The organism is Collinsella sp. AF20-14LB, from assembly GCF_003459505.1.
Classification (GTDB): Bacteria; Actinomycetota; Coriobacteriia; order Coriobacteriales; family Coriobacteriaceae; genus Collinsella.
In genome coordinates this window covers 68,106-82,769 of record NZ_QRWD01000005.1, presented here as the reverse complement: position 1 = coordinate 82,769, position 14,664 = coordinate 68,106, and the positions used below count along the sequence as shown (strand labels likewise).

At 58.8% G+C, this 14,664-nt stretch carries 13 protein-coding genes; 4 read left to right on the top strand and 9 right to left on the bottom strand.

The annotated features are described in order from the left end of the window. Positions 1-105: 105 nt before the first annotated feature. Both pgi and DWX63_RS03810 read right to left on the bottom strand, forming a co-directional pair. On the bottom strand, positions 106-1,800 hold the full coding sequence (gene pgi, locus DWX63_RS03815; RefSeq protein ID WP_117773785.1) for a glucose-6-phosphate isomerase: 1,695 nt from the start codon (positions 1,798-1,800) through the stop codon (positions 106-108). Positions 1,801-2,001: 201 nt separating this feature from the next. Continuing rightward, the gene (locus DWX63_RS03810; protein ID WP_117842862.1) at positions 2,002-2,577 is read right to left on the bottom strand and encodes an iron-containing alcohol dehydrogenase; all 576 of its coding nucleotides are present in this window, start codon (positions 2,575-2,577) and stop codon (positions 2,002-2,004) included. 172 nt (positions 2,578-2,749) lie between these two features. Between DWX63_RS03810 and DWX63_RS03805 the strand changes: the two genes are divergently transcribed. Together DWX63_RS03805 and DWX63_RS03800 are read left to right on the top strand one after the other, a co-directional pair. Beyond that, complete coding sequence (locus tag DWX63_RS03805) at positions 2,750-4,267, top strand: DNA repair protein (protein WP_233514457.1); 1,518 nt, start codon at positions 2,750-2,752, stop codon at positions 4,265-4,267. Continuing rightward, positions 4,260-4,685: a hypothetical protein gene (locus DWX63_RS03800; protein ID WP_233514456.1), complete on the top strand. Its 426-nt coding sequence runs from the start codon at positions 4,260-4,262 to the stop codon at positions 4,683-4,685. Before DWX63_RS03805 ends, DWX63_RS03800 begins: the two co-directional genes overlap by 8 nt. On the opposite strand, the gene DWX63_RS03795 is transcribed toward DWX63_RS03800, so the two are convergent. Together DWX63_RS03795 and DWX63_RS03790 are read right to left on the bottom strand one after the other, a co-directional pair. After that, positions 4,682-7,048: a hypothetical protein gene (locus DWX63_RS03795; protein WP_117842859.1), complete on the bottom strand. Its 2,367-nt coding sequence runs from the start codon at positions 7,046-7,048 to the stop codon at positions 4,682-4,684. The genes DWX63_RS03800 and DWX63_RS03795 overlap by 4 nt on opposite strands. Positions 7,049-7,488: 440 nt before the next feature. Beyond that, positions 7,489-7,872 (bottom strand): heavy-metal-associated domain-containing protein, encoded by a 384-nt coding sequence (locus DWX63_RS03790; RefSeq protein ID WP_117842858.1) that lies wholly within the window; start codon positions 7,870-7,872, stop codon positions 7,489-7,491. 174 nt (positions 7,873-8,046) lie between these two features. On the opposite strand from DWX63_RS03790, the gene DWX63_RS03785 reads away from it, so the two are divergent. Both DWX63_RS03785 and DWX63_RS03780 read left to right on the top strand, forming a co-directional pair. Beyond that, complete coding sequence (locus DWX63_RS03785) at positions 8,047-8,751, top strand: DUF3793 family protein (protein WP_117842857.1); 705 nt, start codon at positions 8,047-8,049, stop codon at positions 8,749-8,751. Between the two features lie 45 nt (positions 8,752-8,796). Then, entirely contained in the window at positions 8,797-9,216 is a 420-nt protein-coding gene (locus tag DWX63_RS03780) for a flavodoxin (protein WP_117564429.1), read from the top strand. A gap of 116 nt (positions 9,217-9,332) precedes the next feature. Here the strand turns inward: DWX63_RS03780 and DWX63_RS03775 are convergent, their stop codons facing one another. The 5 genes from DWX63_RS03775 to DWX63_RS03755 all read right to left on the bottom strand — a co-directional run bounded on the left by DWX63_RS03775 (position 9,333) and on the right by DWX63_RS03755 (position 14,615). Next, on the bottom strand, positions 9,333-10,085 hold the full coding sequence (locus tag DWX63_RS03775; protein WP_117842856.1) for an amino acid ABC transporter ATP-binding protein: 753 nt from the start codon (positions 10,083-10,085) through the stop codon (positions 9,333-9,335). A 12-nt stretch (positions 10,086-10,097) separates the two neighbouring features. Next, positions 10,098-11,459, bottom strand: coding sequence for an ABC transporter permease subunit (locus tag DWX63_RS03770; RefSeq protein ID WP_233514455.1), 1,362 nt, complete (start codon positions 11,457-11,459; stop codon positions 10,098-10,100). Between the two features lie 117 nt (positions 11,460-11,576). Then, complete coding sequence (locus DWX63_RS03765) at positions 11,577-12,437, bottom strand: ABC transporter substrate-binding protein (RefSeq protein ID WP_117842855.1); 861 nt, start codon at positions 12,435-12,437, stop codon at positions 11,577-11,579. Positions 12,438-12,584: 147 nt separating this feature from the next. Continuing rightward, the gene (locus tag DWX63_RS03760) at positions 12,585-13,451 is read right to left on the bottom strand and encodes a deoxyribonuclease IV (protein WP_117842854.1); all 867 of its coding nucleotides are present in this window, start codon (positions 13,449-13,451) and stop codon (positions 12,585-12,587) included. Positions 13,452-13,595: 144 nt separating this feature from the next. Continuing rightward, positions 13,596-14,615: a Gfo/Idh/MocA family protein gene (locus tag DWX63_RS03755; protein ID WP_233514454.1), complete on the bottom strand. Its 1,020-nt coding sequence runs from the start codon at positions 14,613-14,615 to the stop codon at positions 13,596-13,598. Between the last annotated feature and the right edge of the window lie 49 nt (positions 14,616-14,664).

Here is a 14,664-nt window from a genome sequence, read left to right as displayed (position 1 = left end):
CCGTCGAGGCGCCTCCCGATACATTCCATCCTATCCAAATAGCAAGGGCCCGTATCCCAACGGATACGGGCCCCTTTCAGCCATAAGCCAACTCGGCCGTAAAAACTACTTACGGTGCGCGCGATAGAACTCGATGAGCGCCTGGGTCGAAGCGTCCTGCTCGGCCTTGGCGGCGTCGTCGTGGAAGGCAGGGGTGATCTGCTTGGCAAGCTGCTTGCCCAGCTCAACGCCCCACTGGTCGTAGGAGTCGATGCCCCAGACCGTACCCTCGACAAACGTGATGTGCTCGTACAGGGCGATGAGCTCGCCGAGCGCGAACGGGGTCAGCGTGTCGCCAAAGATCGAGGTCGTCGGACGGTTGCCCTCAAAGCAGCGAGCCGGGACGATCTGCTCGGGCGTGCCCTCGGCACGAACCTCATCGGCCGTCTTACCAAAGGCGAGCGCCTTGGTCTGGGCCAAGAAGTTGCCCAGGAACAGCTCGTGCACGTCCTGACCGCTGTCGGTTGCGGGGTTGGCGGTGTTGGCGAAAGCGATAAAGTCGGCCGGAACCACCACGGTGCCCTGGTGCAGCAGCTGGTAGAAGGCGTGCTGACCGTTGGTACCGGGCTCGCCCCAGAAGATCTCACCGGTATCGGAGGTCACAGCGCTGCCGTCCCAGCGGACGTGCTTGCCGTTGGACTCCATGGTGAGCTGTTGCAGGTAGGCCGGGAAGCGGTGCAGATACTGGCAGTACGGCAGCACGGCGTGGCTCTTGGAACCGAAGAAGTTGACGTACCAGACGTTGAGCAGGCCCATCAGCGCGACGGCGTTGTTCTCGAGCGGGGTGTTGCAGAAGTACTCGTCGATGGCGTGGAAGCCCTCAAGGAACTGCTGGAAGCGCTCGGGGCCGAGCACGACGATCAGCGACAGACCCACGGCGGAGTCGACGGAATAGCGGCCGCCGACCCAGTTCCAAAAACCGAAGGCGTTGGCGGGGTCGATACCGAAGGCCTCGACCTTTTCGAGCGCGGTGGAAACGGCAACGAAGTGCTTTGCCACGGCCTCGGCGTTCTGCTCATCGGAGCCATCGATGGCGCCCTGAGCCTTGAGCTGCTCGAGCATCCAGGTCTTGACCTCGCGGGCGTTGGTGAGGGTCTCGAGCGTGGTGAAGGTCTTGGAGACGATGATCACGAGCGTGGTCTCGGGATCCAGACCCTTGAGCTTCTCGGCCTGGTCGTTGGGATCGATGTTGGAGATATAGCGGCAATCGATACCGGCGTCGGCATAGGGACGCAGGGCCTCGTAAGCCATGACCGGGCCCAGATCGGAGCCGCCGATGCCGATGGACACCAGGTGCTCGATCTTTTTGCCGGTAACACCCTTCCACTCACCGGAGCGCACGCGCTCGGCGAAGGCGTACATGCGGTCGAGGACCTCGTGCACGTCGGCGACAACGTCCTGGCCGTCGACGACGAGCTGCCCCTTCTCGCTAGCCGGGCGGCGCAGCGCGGTGTGCAGGACGGCACGGTCCTCGGTGGTGTTGATGTGCTCGCCGGAGAACATGGCGTCACGGCGCTCCTCGAGCTTCACCTCGCGGGCAAGATCGCACAGCAGCTTGACGGTCTCGTCGGTCACCAGGTTCTTGGACAGGTCGAAGTGCAGGTCACCGGCGTCAAAGCTCAGCTTGTTCACACGCTCGGGATCGGCGGCGAACCAGGCCTTGAGGTCGATACCCTCGGCCTCGAGCTTCTCCTGATGAGCCTCGAGCGCCTTCCAAGCGTCAGTCGACGTGGCGTCGATAGGTGCGGCAACAGTTGCCATAAAGTCCTCCTCAGCATACGGGCGCACACCTCCATGCACGCCCGGATATTCAGATATCTCTATTCTAGCGCAGGTCAAGACTGCAATCAGCGAGCGTTGCCAATCGGCCCCCAAACGGCGACCGACCAAAAAGGGACAGGTTTATTTTGGCAGGTCAAACGCTTTACCAATCAAAAATAACCCATCCCTTTATGGCAATTATTAGGCCGCAGCGCACACACTGCCGAGCAACTCACGCAGAGGAGACCCGATGCCCTCCAGCAGCTCGGGCGCGATGATGGCAAAAACGGGAGCCTCGCCGGCTCCCACCGTAGCGGGCACCTTGCCCTCCGAGACAATGCATCCATAGGGGACAAAACCGTCCTCACCGGCATCGAGCGCCGCCATGCGGTGGGCGAGCTCGCGCGCAAAGCCGGCTGTATCGGCATCACCGATCGCCAGGACAAAGTCCACACCCTCGTCGGTCGCCAGGGCCACGGCCTCGTTGACCAGCTCGCCTCCCCCATCGCCTCCAACCGAGCCACAGCGAAAGAGCACGCGTTCGAGCAGGGCGCGATCGAGCGAGCCCAGCGCCGCCGAAACGAGCTCATCACGCGTGTGCTTGTCACCACCCAGCACAACCAGCGCCTTGGTGCCACCGTAGTGAGCGACCAATCGTCCGCACCAGCGAGCCACGTCCCCATCCGCAACAAGGCGCGTCGGCATACCAAACCCACAATTGACCATCTTTCCCACAACCCTTCCGTGCGTATAGGCGGTATCAATCGTTAGACCCATGCTACGAAGCGAGGTTTTCCGAGCTGTTTCACACTCTTTAGGGCTGCGTTAAAACCCGATGCAGCCGCACGACCATACCTACCAAAACAAACCAGTCCCTTTTTGGTTGGTTTTGACGATGTCCGGACGAGCGGGTATTATCGAACAAGTATTCGATAAGAACATGTGTTTGATGGGAGGACGCGTGGGACACGAGCGTCACACCTATATCTGCATCGACCTCAAGACGTTCTACGCCAGCGTCGAGTGCGTCGACCGCGGTCTCGACCCGCTCACCACCAACCTGGTCGTTGCCGACGAATCGCGCGGGCGCACGACCATCTGCCTTGCCATCACACAGGCCATGAAAGACCTCGGAATCCATAACCGCTGTCGCCTGTTCGAGATTCCCGACGGTATCGACTACATCAAGGCCGTACCGCGCATGCAGCACTACATGGAGGTGTCGGCGCAAATCTACGGTATCTATCTGGAATTCGTCAGCCCACAGGACGTGCACGTCTACTCCATCGACGAATGCTTTATCGACGTGACGCCCTATCTGGACCTCTATCACACCGACGCTGAAGGCTTCGCCTGCATGTTGCGCGACGAGGTCCTGGCGCGCACCGGCATCACGGCAACGGTTGGCATCGGCCCCAACCTATTCCAGGCCAAGGTGGCACTCGACATTACCGCCAAGCACGTACCCAGCCGCATCGGCATACTCGATGACGAGACCTTTCGCAAGGAGATCTGGCCCCATCGCCCCATCACCGACATCTGGGGCATTGGGCCCGGCGTGGCAGCACGACTCGAAAAATACGGCGTCTACGATCTGATGGGCGTCGCGGCGCTCGACGAAAACCTGCTCTACGACGAGCTCGGCGTCAATGCCGAGTATCTTATCGACCACGCCTTTGGGCGCGAGCCGACAACTATCGCCGATATTCAGGCCTATCGCCCGCAGGCAACCTCAACTACCACAGGACAGGTGCTCTCGAAAGGCTATGCCTATGAACAGGCCTACACCGTCTTGCGCGAGATGGTCGACAACGCTGTGCTGGACTTAGTCGATAAGCACGTGGTGTGCAACAGTATCTCGCTCTTTGTAGGCTACGCGAGCGAGCGCGCCGACATACGCCGCCTCGACGCCAGCGGCACAGCACAATATGTAGACGGATGCGGGCATTTGCGTTCGAGCACGTCGAGCATCGAACCCGCCGCAACCGACGGCCCCGGGCTCACGCCCCGCGCGCCCAAGCCCGTCCAACGCGACGACGAACGCCGACGTTTGGTGCGAGAGGCACAGGCGATTGACGGCATCTTTGTGGGCGAACACGGCGGCAAGCCGCGTGGTGGCTATGCCGCGCTCTTTGCGCACTCCAACGCCTCGCGCAAGCTGCCCGAGCGCACCAATTCGTTTAAGAAGATCATGGGCTATTTCGATGAGCTCTGGGCGCAGACTGTCGATCCCAAACGACCGGTCAAGCGCATCAACCTGGGATTTGGCAACCTCATGCCCGAGGAATTTACCACTATCGACCTGTTCAGCGATGTTAAGGCCGATGAGCGCGAGCGCGACCTGGCGCGCGCTGTCCTGGCCGTGAAGGGCAAGTACGGCAAGAACGCGCTCGTCAAGGGATTAAGCTTCACCGCCGGCGCCACCGCACGCGAACGCAACGATCAGGTAGGAGGACATCGTGCCTAAGTCCCAACAACAGCCGATGCGGCCACCGACGCCTTTTGAACGTCTAGCGGACCCCGAGGGAAGACGTCGCTCCTCCGACCCCAAGCTCACCGCCAACGGCGCCGTCCGCGCCGGCCGTGCCGCGCAGTTTATGCCCTTTGCCGCCCTCACGGGATACTACGAGCTCGTGCGCAAACAAGAAATCACTGTTGAGCCCAAATGCGAACTCACGGAAGAAAAAGCCCTCGAGCTTTCGAAAAAGCTCGAGGGCCTCAAACGCGGCGACTTGGTGCGCGTCACCTATTACGATATGTACGGCTATCGTAGCCGCACGGGCATCCTCGACGAAGTGTTACCCGCATTCAAGCTGCTCAAACTCAGGGATATCGCCATTAACTTCGACGACATTCAAGACATCGAGCTACGCGGCCGAGCCTAGCGGCCAGAGCGCTTGCGCAGGCCAAACGCAACGGCGAGCACGGCGACAGCGGCAATCAAAAGACCTGCGACCAGCGTTGCGGTCGAGTCACCTGTGCCAGGCAGGGACGACTTCTCGGCCTTCTTCGTGCTCTTCGAAACCGTGGTCGTGCTGCTGGTAGACCCGTTGGGCTTATCCGTGGAACCCGGATTCGACGGGTTGCCCGGGTTGGGTTTGCTCGGCTCGGTCGGATCCGGATCGGGATTGCCGGGATCCGGCGTATCGGGATCGACCGGGTTTTCGGAGTTCTCCTTGCGCTGAATCCAAACCTGGCAACCATTGAATGGGTTGGCCGTGCCAAGGCACAGGCCCTGATTGGTCACGGCAAAGGTGCGCAGACCATGGTTGTACGGATCGTTAAAACCGTTGGTCGTCAACGTCGTGAAGTTCACGCCATCGGCCGTAACATACATATCAAAGCCGCGCTCGGCGTCGCGCAAGTAATACATGCACTTGATCACGCTTTGCAGCTTCTTAAGATTCTCTTGGCTCAGCAGCTTATCGAACGCATCCTGAATATCTCCGGGAAGCTCATCGCCGTAGGCGTCCTTATACTGCTGCTTAAGCTCGTCATACGCATTCAGCATGTCCTGATACTGATCCGCGAACGACTCAAAGTAGGCGATCTCGCCATCGATCTTTTGAGCATAGGCGTCGTCGCTCTCGTCGTCCACGGACATCGTTGCCGCTTGATCGGCAAGGCCATCCGTGGCATCGTCCAACGCGTCGCCCAGATTCTCCAGGCCCTCGGCAGCCGCAGCCTTGTCGGCGTCAACGTCATCGGCATCATCGATGCCAGCGGCGTCCCCGTCCTCTTCATCCGCCAGAGTGCTCGCGCCCTCGATCGGATTATTGGGTAGGTTTTTCTCGAGCAAGATCTTAAGCAGGTTCTTGATGTACTTAACCTGAGAGTCCCACTCCTCCGGCGTCATATCGATAATGTCGCCGTTGGAGAACTGGCCGATCGGCTCCAGCAGGCTCGCCGTGTCGAACGTGCCGACATACAGCTTGCCGTCAAACTTTTGCATACGCCAGATGTACTGGTTCTCGTTACGCCCAAAGCCTGAGGTCAGGCCAGAGATGCCGCCCTCGGGGAACATCTCGGTGCGGTCGCCGACGACAAGCTCCATATTCTCGTCTTTGTCCATGCGGTACAGATTGACCGACTGCTCAAGGTTGGCATTCACAAACGAGCAGTCGACGCCGCCCATACCGCTCTTGCCATCCTCTCCACTCTTGGATTTGTTAAATAGGATACGCTCCAGAGCGATTTCCTCATCGTTATACTCGCCGATGTAGAGATAATCGTTATAGACGATCAGATTCGCCGCGCCCGAACGAGTGCGGGCAGGATCGATACCAAAGCAATACTTCGCCTTGTCATTGGCCTGATCGCCGACGATCGGCACCCAGGTATACGTTCCATCGGCATTCTTATCGCCTCGAACCATCGCAAACGACTGCATGGAGTTGTCATCCGGAGCGTTATCGGGCGTACCGGTGCAGATCGTGGCATACAGATGTCCGTTAAACGAGACCATATCCCAAATGCTGCCGCCGTAGATGCTGTCCTTGTAGCTAATGGCGGGATAGCCAAACAGCGTATCGGAGTTTGCGATCTCGGTGAAACTCTCTTGGCCCTTCGAGGGGTCGGAAGAGGTCAGGATCGTCGCAACAAACTTACCGCTCGCGTCCTTGCCCACGTTGCTGATAACCAGCTGCCCATCGTGCACGCACATGCCGCGGATGCCGGTGGAAATACCCTGCTTGTACGCCGCGCCATAATCCTGCAAGCTCGAAAGACCCTGGTACACAACCTTGTACTCATCGGTCTTGGGGTCGATCTCGTAAACGGAGGGCAGGCCCGAGGCGCTATTGGCCTTCCTCACGCTGCCGCAAAAATACAGCTTGCCCTTGTAACGCACAGCGTTGCGGAAAAGCGGCTCGATATTATTCGACGACTTGGAGAGGATGAGCTTAGTCTCACCGGTCTTGGTGTTGACCTTGAGCAAGATGCCGCCGCTGTCCTTATCGGGCGTGCCGTCCTCTTTTTGCTGGCCATAAAAGAAGGTTCCGTTGAACATGGCTTCCAGCGTTGCACGCATGGTGTCGGCATCAAACGAGTCGCCCAGCGTACCCTGCATCAGCGTAAGCGTATTGCCCATCGCCGCATAGCAGGTTCCCACATAGAGCCAATCGCCATAACTGACCGCTGACCATGTGTAGCTCTGTCCGCGGTCACCCTCATTATTGGCAGTGTTCCCCTCGGCGCCGGGAACGGCAACCTTACCGTCGCCCTGGTAGTCCACAATGCCGTCCGGCAAAGAGGTATCTACCGTGGGGTGTGAGAGCTTCTCAAAAGTGTAACCGTTTCCCGCATCATAGGAGACCGACCCCCCCCCCCTGCTTCTTCAGCACACGCTGGAATCGGCGATGCCAACGTAGCGGCAAGCGCAAAAACCAGACCAAGTGTTTCCACTCGTCTCATAACGCAAATGCTCCCCTCGTCTCATTGCCCAGCTATACGCACGCCAAAAAACTCTGTCCACCTTGAGCAGCAATACTGGGCACAGTATTAACAAACATCGTTAAGTATACAAAAAGCACATTGTATGAATGCGCAATGATCGCCAATTGGTTGCATTCGGGCTTGAAAGGCACCGAGTTTCCATTTACTACACAACTGAGGAACTATATTTAAGCAATTTATGGGGAACGCTTTCAGCCCGAACGCCGGCGAAGGGCGCCGCCGAGGCACGAGCCCCTACAGCTTTATGATGTAATAGCCCGCGTCTTTCACGGCCGTCTCGAGGACACCACGATCAACCGGCTGCTTAGAGCGCACGCGTGCCGTGTGGTCCGCATACGTCACCGTTGCCCACACGCCATCCAGCGCATTGAGGGCATTGGCTACGTTCTGAGCGCAGCCGTCACAGCTCATGCCGCCGATGAGCAGCTCATCGCTATAGGGATAGTGTGACGCATCGGTATCCACCACAACAACCTTTTTGGCCTTCTTGCCGCTCGTACCATCGCTGCAGCAACTCTTCCCGTGTGTCGAAGCGGCAATGCGACGCAGTCCAAAAAACATGCCGACGGCAATGACGGCCAGCACGATGAGATTCGCAGGGTTGAGCAAGTCACTCATGCGCTCCCCTTTCAAGTAGCACTATCTAGATACCCCCATGGGGTGCCCCCATCTTAACCCAAAATCATGTCTGTTCAGTCAATTAGTTTCCCTCTTCAAACTTTTTTGTTGACCATGGCTTACTTTCGTGTATAAGTTTTCCTAGGCTAACAGTTTAGATCCGTAAGGAACGCCGTGACTCGAACCATAGACATCCCAACGTTTCAGGCGGCAGTCGTGCGCAACTGCTCTCCCACGCTCGCGGGCATCAAGCCGGCATCGCTCTTTACCTATCCAGGCACCTACGCCCACGGGGACGGCTCGACCACAACCGAAACCATTGCAGAACGCCGAGCACGCCTGCTCAACGTTATCGCCCAGTGCAATCGCGAGCTTGACCCGCTCGGCATCCACCTGAGGGTTTTGGTCTGGCGGCCCTGCGGAGCGCTCGTGTACGCGTACCGAGCCAAAAGCCTCACCACCTATTTCGCAGACCCTCGCGTCCAAACGGCGCTCACCTCGGAAGGCTACGACACGAGAGACCTTTCGGCATGCCTTGTGCATTTGGCATCACGCATCACGCTCGCGAGCAATAACGTCGCGGAATGCGCCTGCAGCCAGACTCGATGCGCACTACCCCAGCAAGCTAGCTGCAGCAAAGACTGCACCTGCGAGTTTCCGCACGAAATAGGCTACTTCCTTGGATATCCCTACGACGACGTGCACGAGTTTATCGTCCAGCGCGGCGAGAACTACAAGGTCTTTGGGGCCTGGAAGGTCTACGCAAATGTCGAGCAGGCGCTTGCGACGTTTGATGCCTACCGTGCCTGCACCCAATACTTCACTTTTATCTATCAGCAGGGCTGCAGCCTGGCGCAACTTGCCCAGGCAACCCGATAGAACGTACAAGCCGCGGCAAGCGCCGCACGACCGAAAGGACAAAACATGAGCAAGATCGCCGTCGTCTACTGGAGCGGCACGGGCAATACCGAGGCCATGGCAAACCTCGTCGCCGAAAGCGCCACGTCCGCGGGGGCCGAGACTGAGGTCATCCCCTGCGCCGACTTCTCTGCCGACAAGGCCGCCGAATATGATGCCTTCGCCTTCGGCTGCCCCGCCATGGGCTCCGAGGAGCTTGAGTATGACGAGTTTCAGCCTATGTGGGACGAGGTCAAGGAGACCCTCGGCGACAAGAAGGTCGTCCTCTTTGGCTCCTATTCGTGGGCCGAGGGCGAGTGGATGGACAACTGGAAGGCCGACGCCGACGAGGCCGGCGTCAACGTCGTGGACTCCGTCATTTGCTACGATGCGCCCGACGATGAGGGCGAGGCGGCCTGCAAGGCCCTCGGAGCCGAGCTCGCGTAACGAAACCAGGCCTCCAAAAGAGCCTGTATCACAGCGCATCCCCATCCCTACAAAAGAGCGGGGGCTGGATTCAAGTCCAGCCCCCGCTCTTTTGTAACGGCAGTTACATCAACCGGCTACGAGATATTTCCCAAGAACGCCTTGGTGCGCTCGCTCTTGGGGTGGTCGAAGACCTCGCTCGGCGTACCCTCTTCCACAATGACGCCGCCGTCCATAAAGACGACGCGGTCGGCGACATCGCGGGCAAAGCCCATCTCGTGCGTCACGACGATCATGGTCATGCCGTCGCGTGCCAGGTCGCGCATGACACCCAGGACGTCGCGCACGAGCTCGGGGTCGAGCGCCGAGGTGGCCTCGTCAAAGAGCATGACGTGCGGGTTCATCGACAGGGCGCGGGCGATGGCAACGCGCTGCCGCTGACCGCCCGAGAGCTGGCTCGGCATAAAGTCGATACGCTCGGCAAGACCGACCTTGGTCAGCTCCTCGACGGCAATTTTCTCGGCCTCTTCCTTGCTGCGCTTGAGCACCTTCTGCTGCGCGAGCATGACGTTCTTTTTGACTGAGAGGTGCGGGAACAAATTGAACTGCTGGAACACCATACCCAGATGCGTGCGCACCTTGTTAAGATCGACGCCCTTGGCGCACACGTCCACACCCTCAACGACAATCGAGCCACTCGTGGGATGCTCAAGACGGTTGATGCAGCGAAGCATCGTCGACTTACCCGAGCCCGAGGGACCCAGAACTACGACAACCTCGCCCTTGTGCACATCCAGATCGATATCGCGCAGGACCACGTTATCGCCAAAGGCCTTCTGGAGGTTCTTGATGCTGACGACGACCTCGTTCGAGTTATTGGTTTCGCTCATGATAGGACCTCCTTACAGACCGGCGATGTGATCGGCGGGCGTCGCGACGACCTGTCCGGCGCTCTTGGCGGGACGCTTCTTCTTAGTTTCGGCCGTGCCCAAAAGCCTCGCCTCAAGGCCGCTCACCAAGCGAGCGAGCGGCAGGGTGATGACCAGATAGAACAGGGCGGCAACCACGTACGGTGTAATAGAGCCCGTCGTGGCCACGATGGTGCGGGCGTTCATGACGATCTCGACCACGCCCACGGCCGCGAGCAGCGACGTATCCTTGTAAAGCAGGATGAACTCACTGGTCAACGTTGGCAGGACATTGCGGAACGTCTGCGGAATCATAACGTAGAGCAGTGTCTGGAAGGCGTTCATGCCCAGCGAGCGCGCAGCCTCGTTCTGGCCCTTGGGGATCGACTGAATACCGGCACGGAAGATCTCGCACAGGTAGGCGGACGAGTTCATGGCCATGACGATGACGCCCAGCACATAGTCGTCAACCTTGACGCCGGCCAGCGGCAGGCCAAAGAACGCGATGTAGATCTGCAGGAACGCCGGCGTACCGCGAATGATATTCACATAGACACCGGCAAGGCAACGCAGGATGCGCGACTTGGAGATGCGCATGAGCGACAGGGCGAAACCGAAGGGAATTGCCAGCGGAAACGCCACGAGCACGATCGAGAGCGACATGAGGAAGCCTTTGAAGACGATCGGCAGGCTCTGGACCAAAATGACCGGGTTCAGGAACAGGCGAAGGAACATGTTGGAATTCCATGCCTCGACCCACGGCTGCTCCTTAAGGTCGGCCAGGAAGTTATCGAATGCCGTCACGCCCTTGATCTCCACCGACGGAATCTTGGAGATCTTCTTGGTCGAACCATCGGCCAAAGTGTAGGTGCCGCTAAAGGCCTCGTCGCCGCCCTCGACGGGGAAGGTCACGCCGTAAACCTCGACACGGAAAAAGCCGCCGGCAGGCGCCGCCTCGCCAAAGTCAATCTTGAGCGTCTGGCCGTCAGCCTTGCACGTGGGTTTCATGGGCGTACGATCCATGAGGTCCTCGCCCGAGAGCATCGTCAATCGCGTGTCATCGGTACCAAACGTCGTGCCGTCGACAAACGTCAAAGAAAGACCGCTCAGCTCCTCGTCGGCATCGGCCTGAACTTCCCAGGTAATGCGCGTCTCGGTGCCGCCGACCACATCGCTGCCCGAACCGGTGTTGGGTCGGGCGGTAATCTTTGCGGTCTCAAGCGCCTGGGCGGTCGTGGGCGCATATGCCCCCGCGCACACCAGCGCGAGCGCCACGGCCATGACGCAGGCTAGCTTTTGGAGCAAGACGGGCAGTGGAAAACGCTGCTCAGCGGCCCCTTTGTTCAGTCGAGACAAGGTGGCTCCTATCGTAGAAGTTGCCGGCAAAACGAGACGGAAACGCTCTCCGTCAAGAGAAGCGCAAAGGCCCTCTCCGCAAAACGGAAAGGGCCCGCGCGCAATCAAGTAGTTATTTTACTTGATGTTGTACTTAGCCATGAGGGCGTCGACGGTACCGTCGTCGGTCAGGTCCTTGATGGCCTGGTTGATGTCATCCTTGAGCTTGGTGTTGCCCTGGTTGATGGCAATGGCGTACTCCTCGCCGGTGCTGATCTGCTTGATGGTCTGGCAGGTGTTGAACTGCTCGGCGGTCAGCTGGCTGGCAACGGAGCGGTTGGTGACTACGGCGTCGCCCTTATCGGACTGCAGGGCGCTGAAGCACTCGGTAGCGTCCTTGTAGGGGACGATCTTGGCCTTCGGGAAGTTCTCCTGGGCAAAGGCCTCGGCGGTCGAGCCAGACTGGACGATGATGGTAGCGTCGGCGTTGTTGAGCTTCTCGCTGAAGTTATCGGCCGTAATGTCGGTGTTATCGACCTTGGTCACGATAGCCTGATCGTCCATGTAGTAAGAGTCGGAGAACGCGACTTCCTTCTCACGCTCGGGCGTGTCAGTGATAGCCGCGATGGCGGCATCGTACTTGGCGCCCGAAGCAACGCCAGGGACGAGCGTGTCGAAGTCGTTGTTGACGTACTCGACATCCAGACCCAGCTTGTCACCGATAGCCTTGATGAGCTCAAGGTCAAAGCCCTGGTAATCGCCGTTGTCATCCTTGTACTCAAACGGCGCGTACTCGGCAGAGGTGCCGACGGTGAGTGTACCGTCCTTGACGAGTGCATACTCCTTGGAGCCGTCGACCTTCTCGACCTTCACGTCATCAGAGCTGCTGGAACCGGCATCGGAACCAGAGGTGGCGTTGGACGAGCCGCAGCCCGTCAGTGCGAGGGCGAGCGCCATGGCGCCCGTGGCGGCAAATGCGCCAAGCTTCTTGAGCTTCATAATCAGTCTCCTTCCGGTGACCCCGTTTGATTCAGAGGTCTGCAAAAACTGTTGGCTATTATGCACCCGGAATTACGAATCTGCAATGAGAAAACTGATTGAAACAATCCCATAACGTGAATGGAACACTCCACTTTGTGACAGTTGTTACTGCTGTAACGACCTTAATAGCGTAATTTCCGCTGCATAACCTGTAAGTTCGTTCGGCGTCTCCAAAATAAATGGCAATGCGCGCAAGCGGCTATTCGATACAATATTCTGCATAACCTGCATACCGCCGCCAAACTCCTCACTACCCAGGTAGCCCTTACCGATGCACTCGTGGCGATCCTTATGGGCACCGCAGGGGTTCTTCGAATCGTTGATGTGTACGGCACGCAAGCGGTCGATACCCACCACGCGGTCGAACTCGTCGAGTACGCCGTCCAGATCATGGATGATGTCGTAGCCGGCATCGCTCACATGGCAGGTGTCCAGACACACGCCCAGCTTGTCCGATAGCTCTGGACGCCTGGCGGCAGCACCCTCGATAATGCGCGCCAGCTCTTCAAAGCTACGGCCCACCTCGGTACCCTTTCCCGCCATGGTCTCGAGCAGCACCGTCGTCTGCTGGCCCTCAAACATCACCTGGCACAGGGCGTCGACGATCATCTGAATGCCAGCATCAGTCCCCTGCCCCACATGCGCGCCGGGGTGGAAGTTGTAGTAGTTGCCGGGCAGCGCTTCCAGGCGCTGCAAGTCCTCGGCCATTGCCTCCAAGGCAAACTCGCGCGCCCGCTCTTTGGCAGAGCAGGGGTTATAGGTATAGGGGGCATGTGCCACGAGCGGACCAAAATCGTTTTGCTCCATAAGCTCGCGCAGGGCCGCCACGTCATCCATGTCAAGGTCTTTCGCCTTGCCGCCGCGCGGGTTGCGCGTAAAGAACGCAAAGGTATTGGCGCCAATGGACAGCGCCGTCTCCCCCATTGCTCGATAGCCCTTCGTCGTCGAAAGATGACACCCAATCGTTAGCATCTCCAACTCCCCCTCATCAGTTGCGGTGAAATACGGTCTATTGGTGCCTTATTTTGGCGCAAACAGACCGTATTCCACCGCAAGATATAAAAGGGGCATCAGGGGCAAGGTCCGCCGAGCCCCCTTGAGCACCAGCACCGCAGCCTAGAGCGTCAAGCGAATCGCATCGATTATCTGCGCGCAGCGCTGCGTGGCGGCAAGAGGCATAACGGGGCTTTCAAGCTCTCCCGTCTGGACGAGCTGCGTCGCATGCTGAATTTCGCCGTAGAAATCATCGACATCAAACGGGGCATTAATTTCGAGCATTCGTCCGTCGGAGTACTTCACATGGGCGAGCTCGGGGCGATGGAGGCGCTCGATTTCCACCGAACCCCGTTCGCAAGCAATCATTAAGCGGCTTTCATATGCTGCTTTGCCGTCGCACACCATATGAATGGGTATACCGCCGACACTCATATGGATCTCATCGGCCCAATCCACGCGGCCGCCTAATACGTCACGCCAGCGAACTTCACGAGACGAAACATCGCACGCACCCGCAAGCAGATCCTCAAACCACCCGACCGCATAGCAGCCCATGTCATATAGACAGCCACCCTGCAACGGATCGAGCAGATAACTCGAAGGGGACTCACCATAATCGAGTTTTTGCACGCTTTCGATCGAGACGATACAGCCGAGCTCGCCCGACGCAAGCAAACCCTTCACGCGAGTATGCATCGGACAAAACCGATTTTTCATCGCCTCCATAAACGGCACACCGCACTCACGGGAAACAGAGGCGATCGCATGGGCCTCTTCCTCACTCAAAACGGCCGGCTTTTCGCACAGCACGGCCTTTCCGGCGCGCAGCGCGCGACAGGCCCAACGCGTATGCATGCCATGCGGAAGAGCCAAGTAGATTGCGTCGACATCGGGGTCGGCAATCAGCGCGTCATAAGCCGCATCGCCGCTATCGTCAGCCGTGGCATAACTGTGCGCGGCATCAATCGAAAACGCTCGACAAAATTCCTCGACATGTGCAGGAGTGCGGCCGGCCGCAGCCACCAGCCGTGCCTCGTCGACCTTCTTGAGCGACGATGCAAATCGATGCGAAATGTGCCCAGCGCCCAAAACGCCCCAACGAACCTCACGCAAATCATCACATGAATCCCGATGGCCCACGACAGCCCCCTTCAGTTGCGACGAAATAGTTCCTGCTATCGCCCTATTC

Excerpts from the sequence above, each read along its gene's own strand:
- pgi (WP_117773785.1), bottom strand. The coding sequence starts at position 1,800 with ATGGCAACTGTTGCCGCACCTATCGACGCCACGTCGACTGACGCTTGG.
- DWX63_RS03810 (WP_117842862.1), bottom strand. The coding sequence starts at position 2,577 with ATGGGTCTAACGATTGATACCGCCTATACGCACGGAAGGGTTGTGGGA.
- DWX63_RS03805 (WP_233514457.1), top strand. The coding sequence starts at position 2,750 with ATGGGAGGACGCGTGGGACACGAGCGTCACACCTATATCTGCATCGAC.
- DWX63_RS03790 (WP_117842858.1), bottom strand. The coding sequence starts at position 7,872 with ATGAGTGACTTGCTCAACCCTGCGAATCTCATCGTGCTGGCCGTCATT.
- DWX63_RS03780 (WP_117564429.1), top strand. The coding sequence starts at position 8,797 with ATGAGCAAGATCGCCGTCGTCTACTGGAGCGGCACGGGCAATACCGAG.
- DWX63_RS03775 (WP_117842856.1), bottom strand. The coding sequence starts at position 10,085 with ATGAGCGAAACCAATAACTCGAACGAGGTCGTCGTCAGCATCAAGAAC.
- DWX63_RS03765 (WP_117842855.1), bottom strand. The coding sequence starts at position 12,437 with ATGAAGCTCAAGAAGCTTGGCGCATTTGCCGCCACGGGCGCCATGGCG.
- DWX63_RS03760 (WP_117842854.1), bottom strand. The coding sequence starts at position 13,451 with ATGCTAACGATTGGGTGTCATCTTTCGACGACGAAGGGCTATCGAGCA.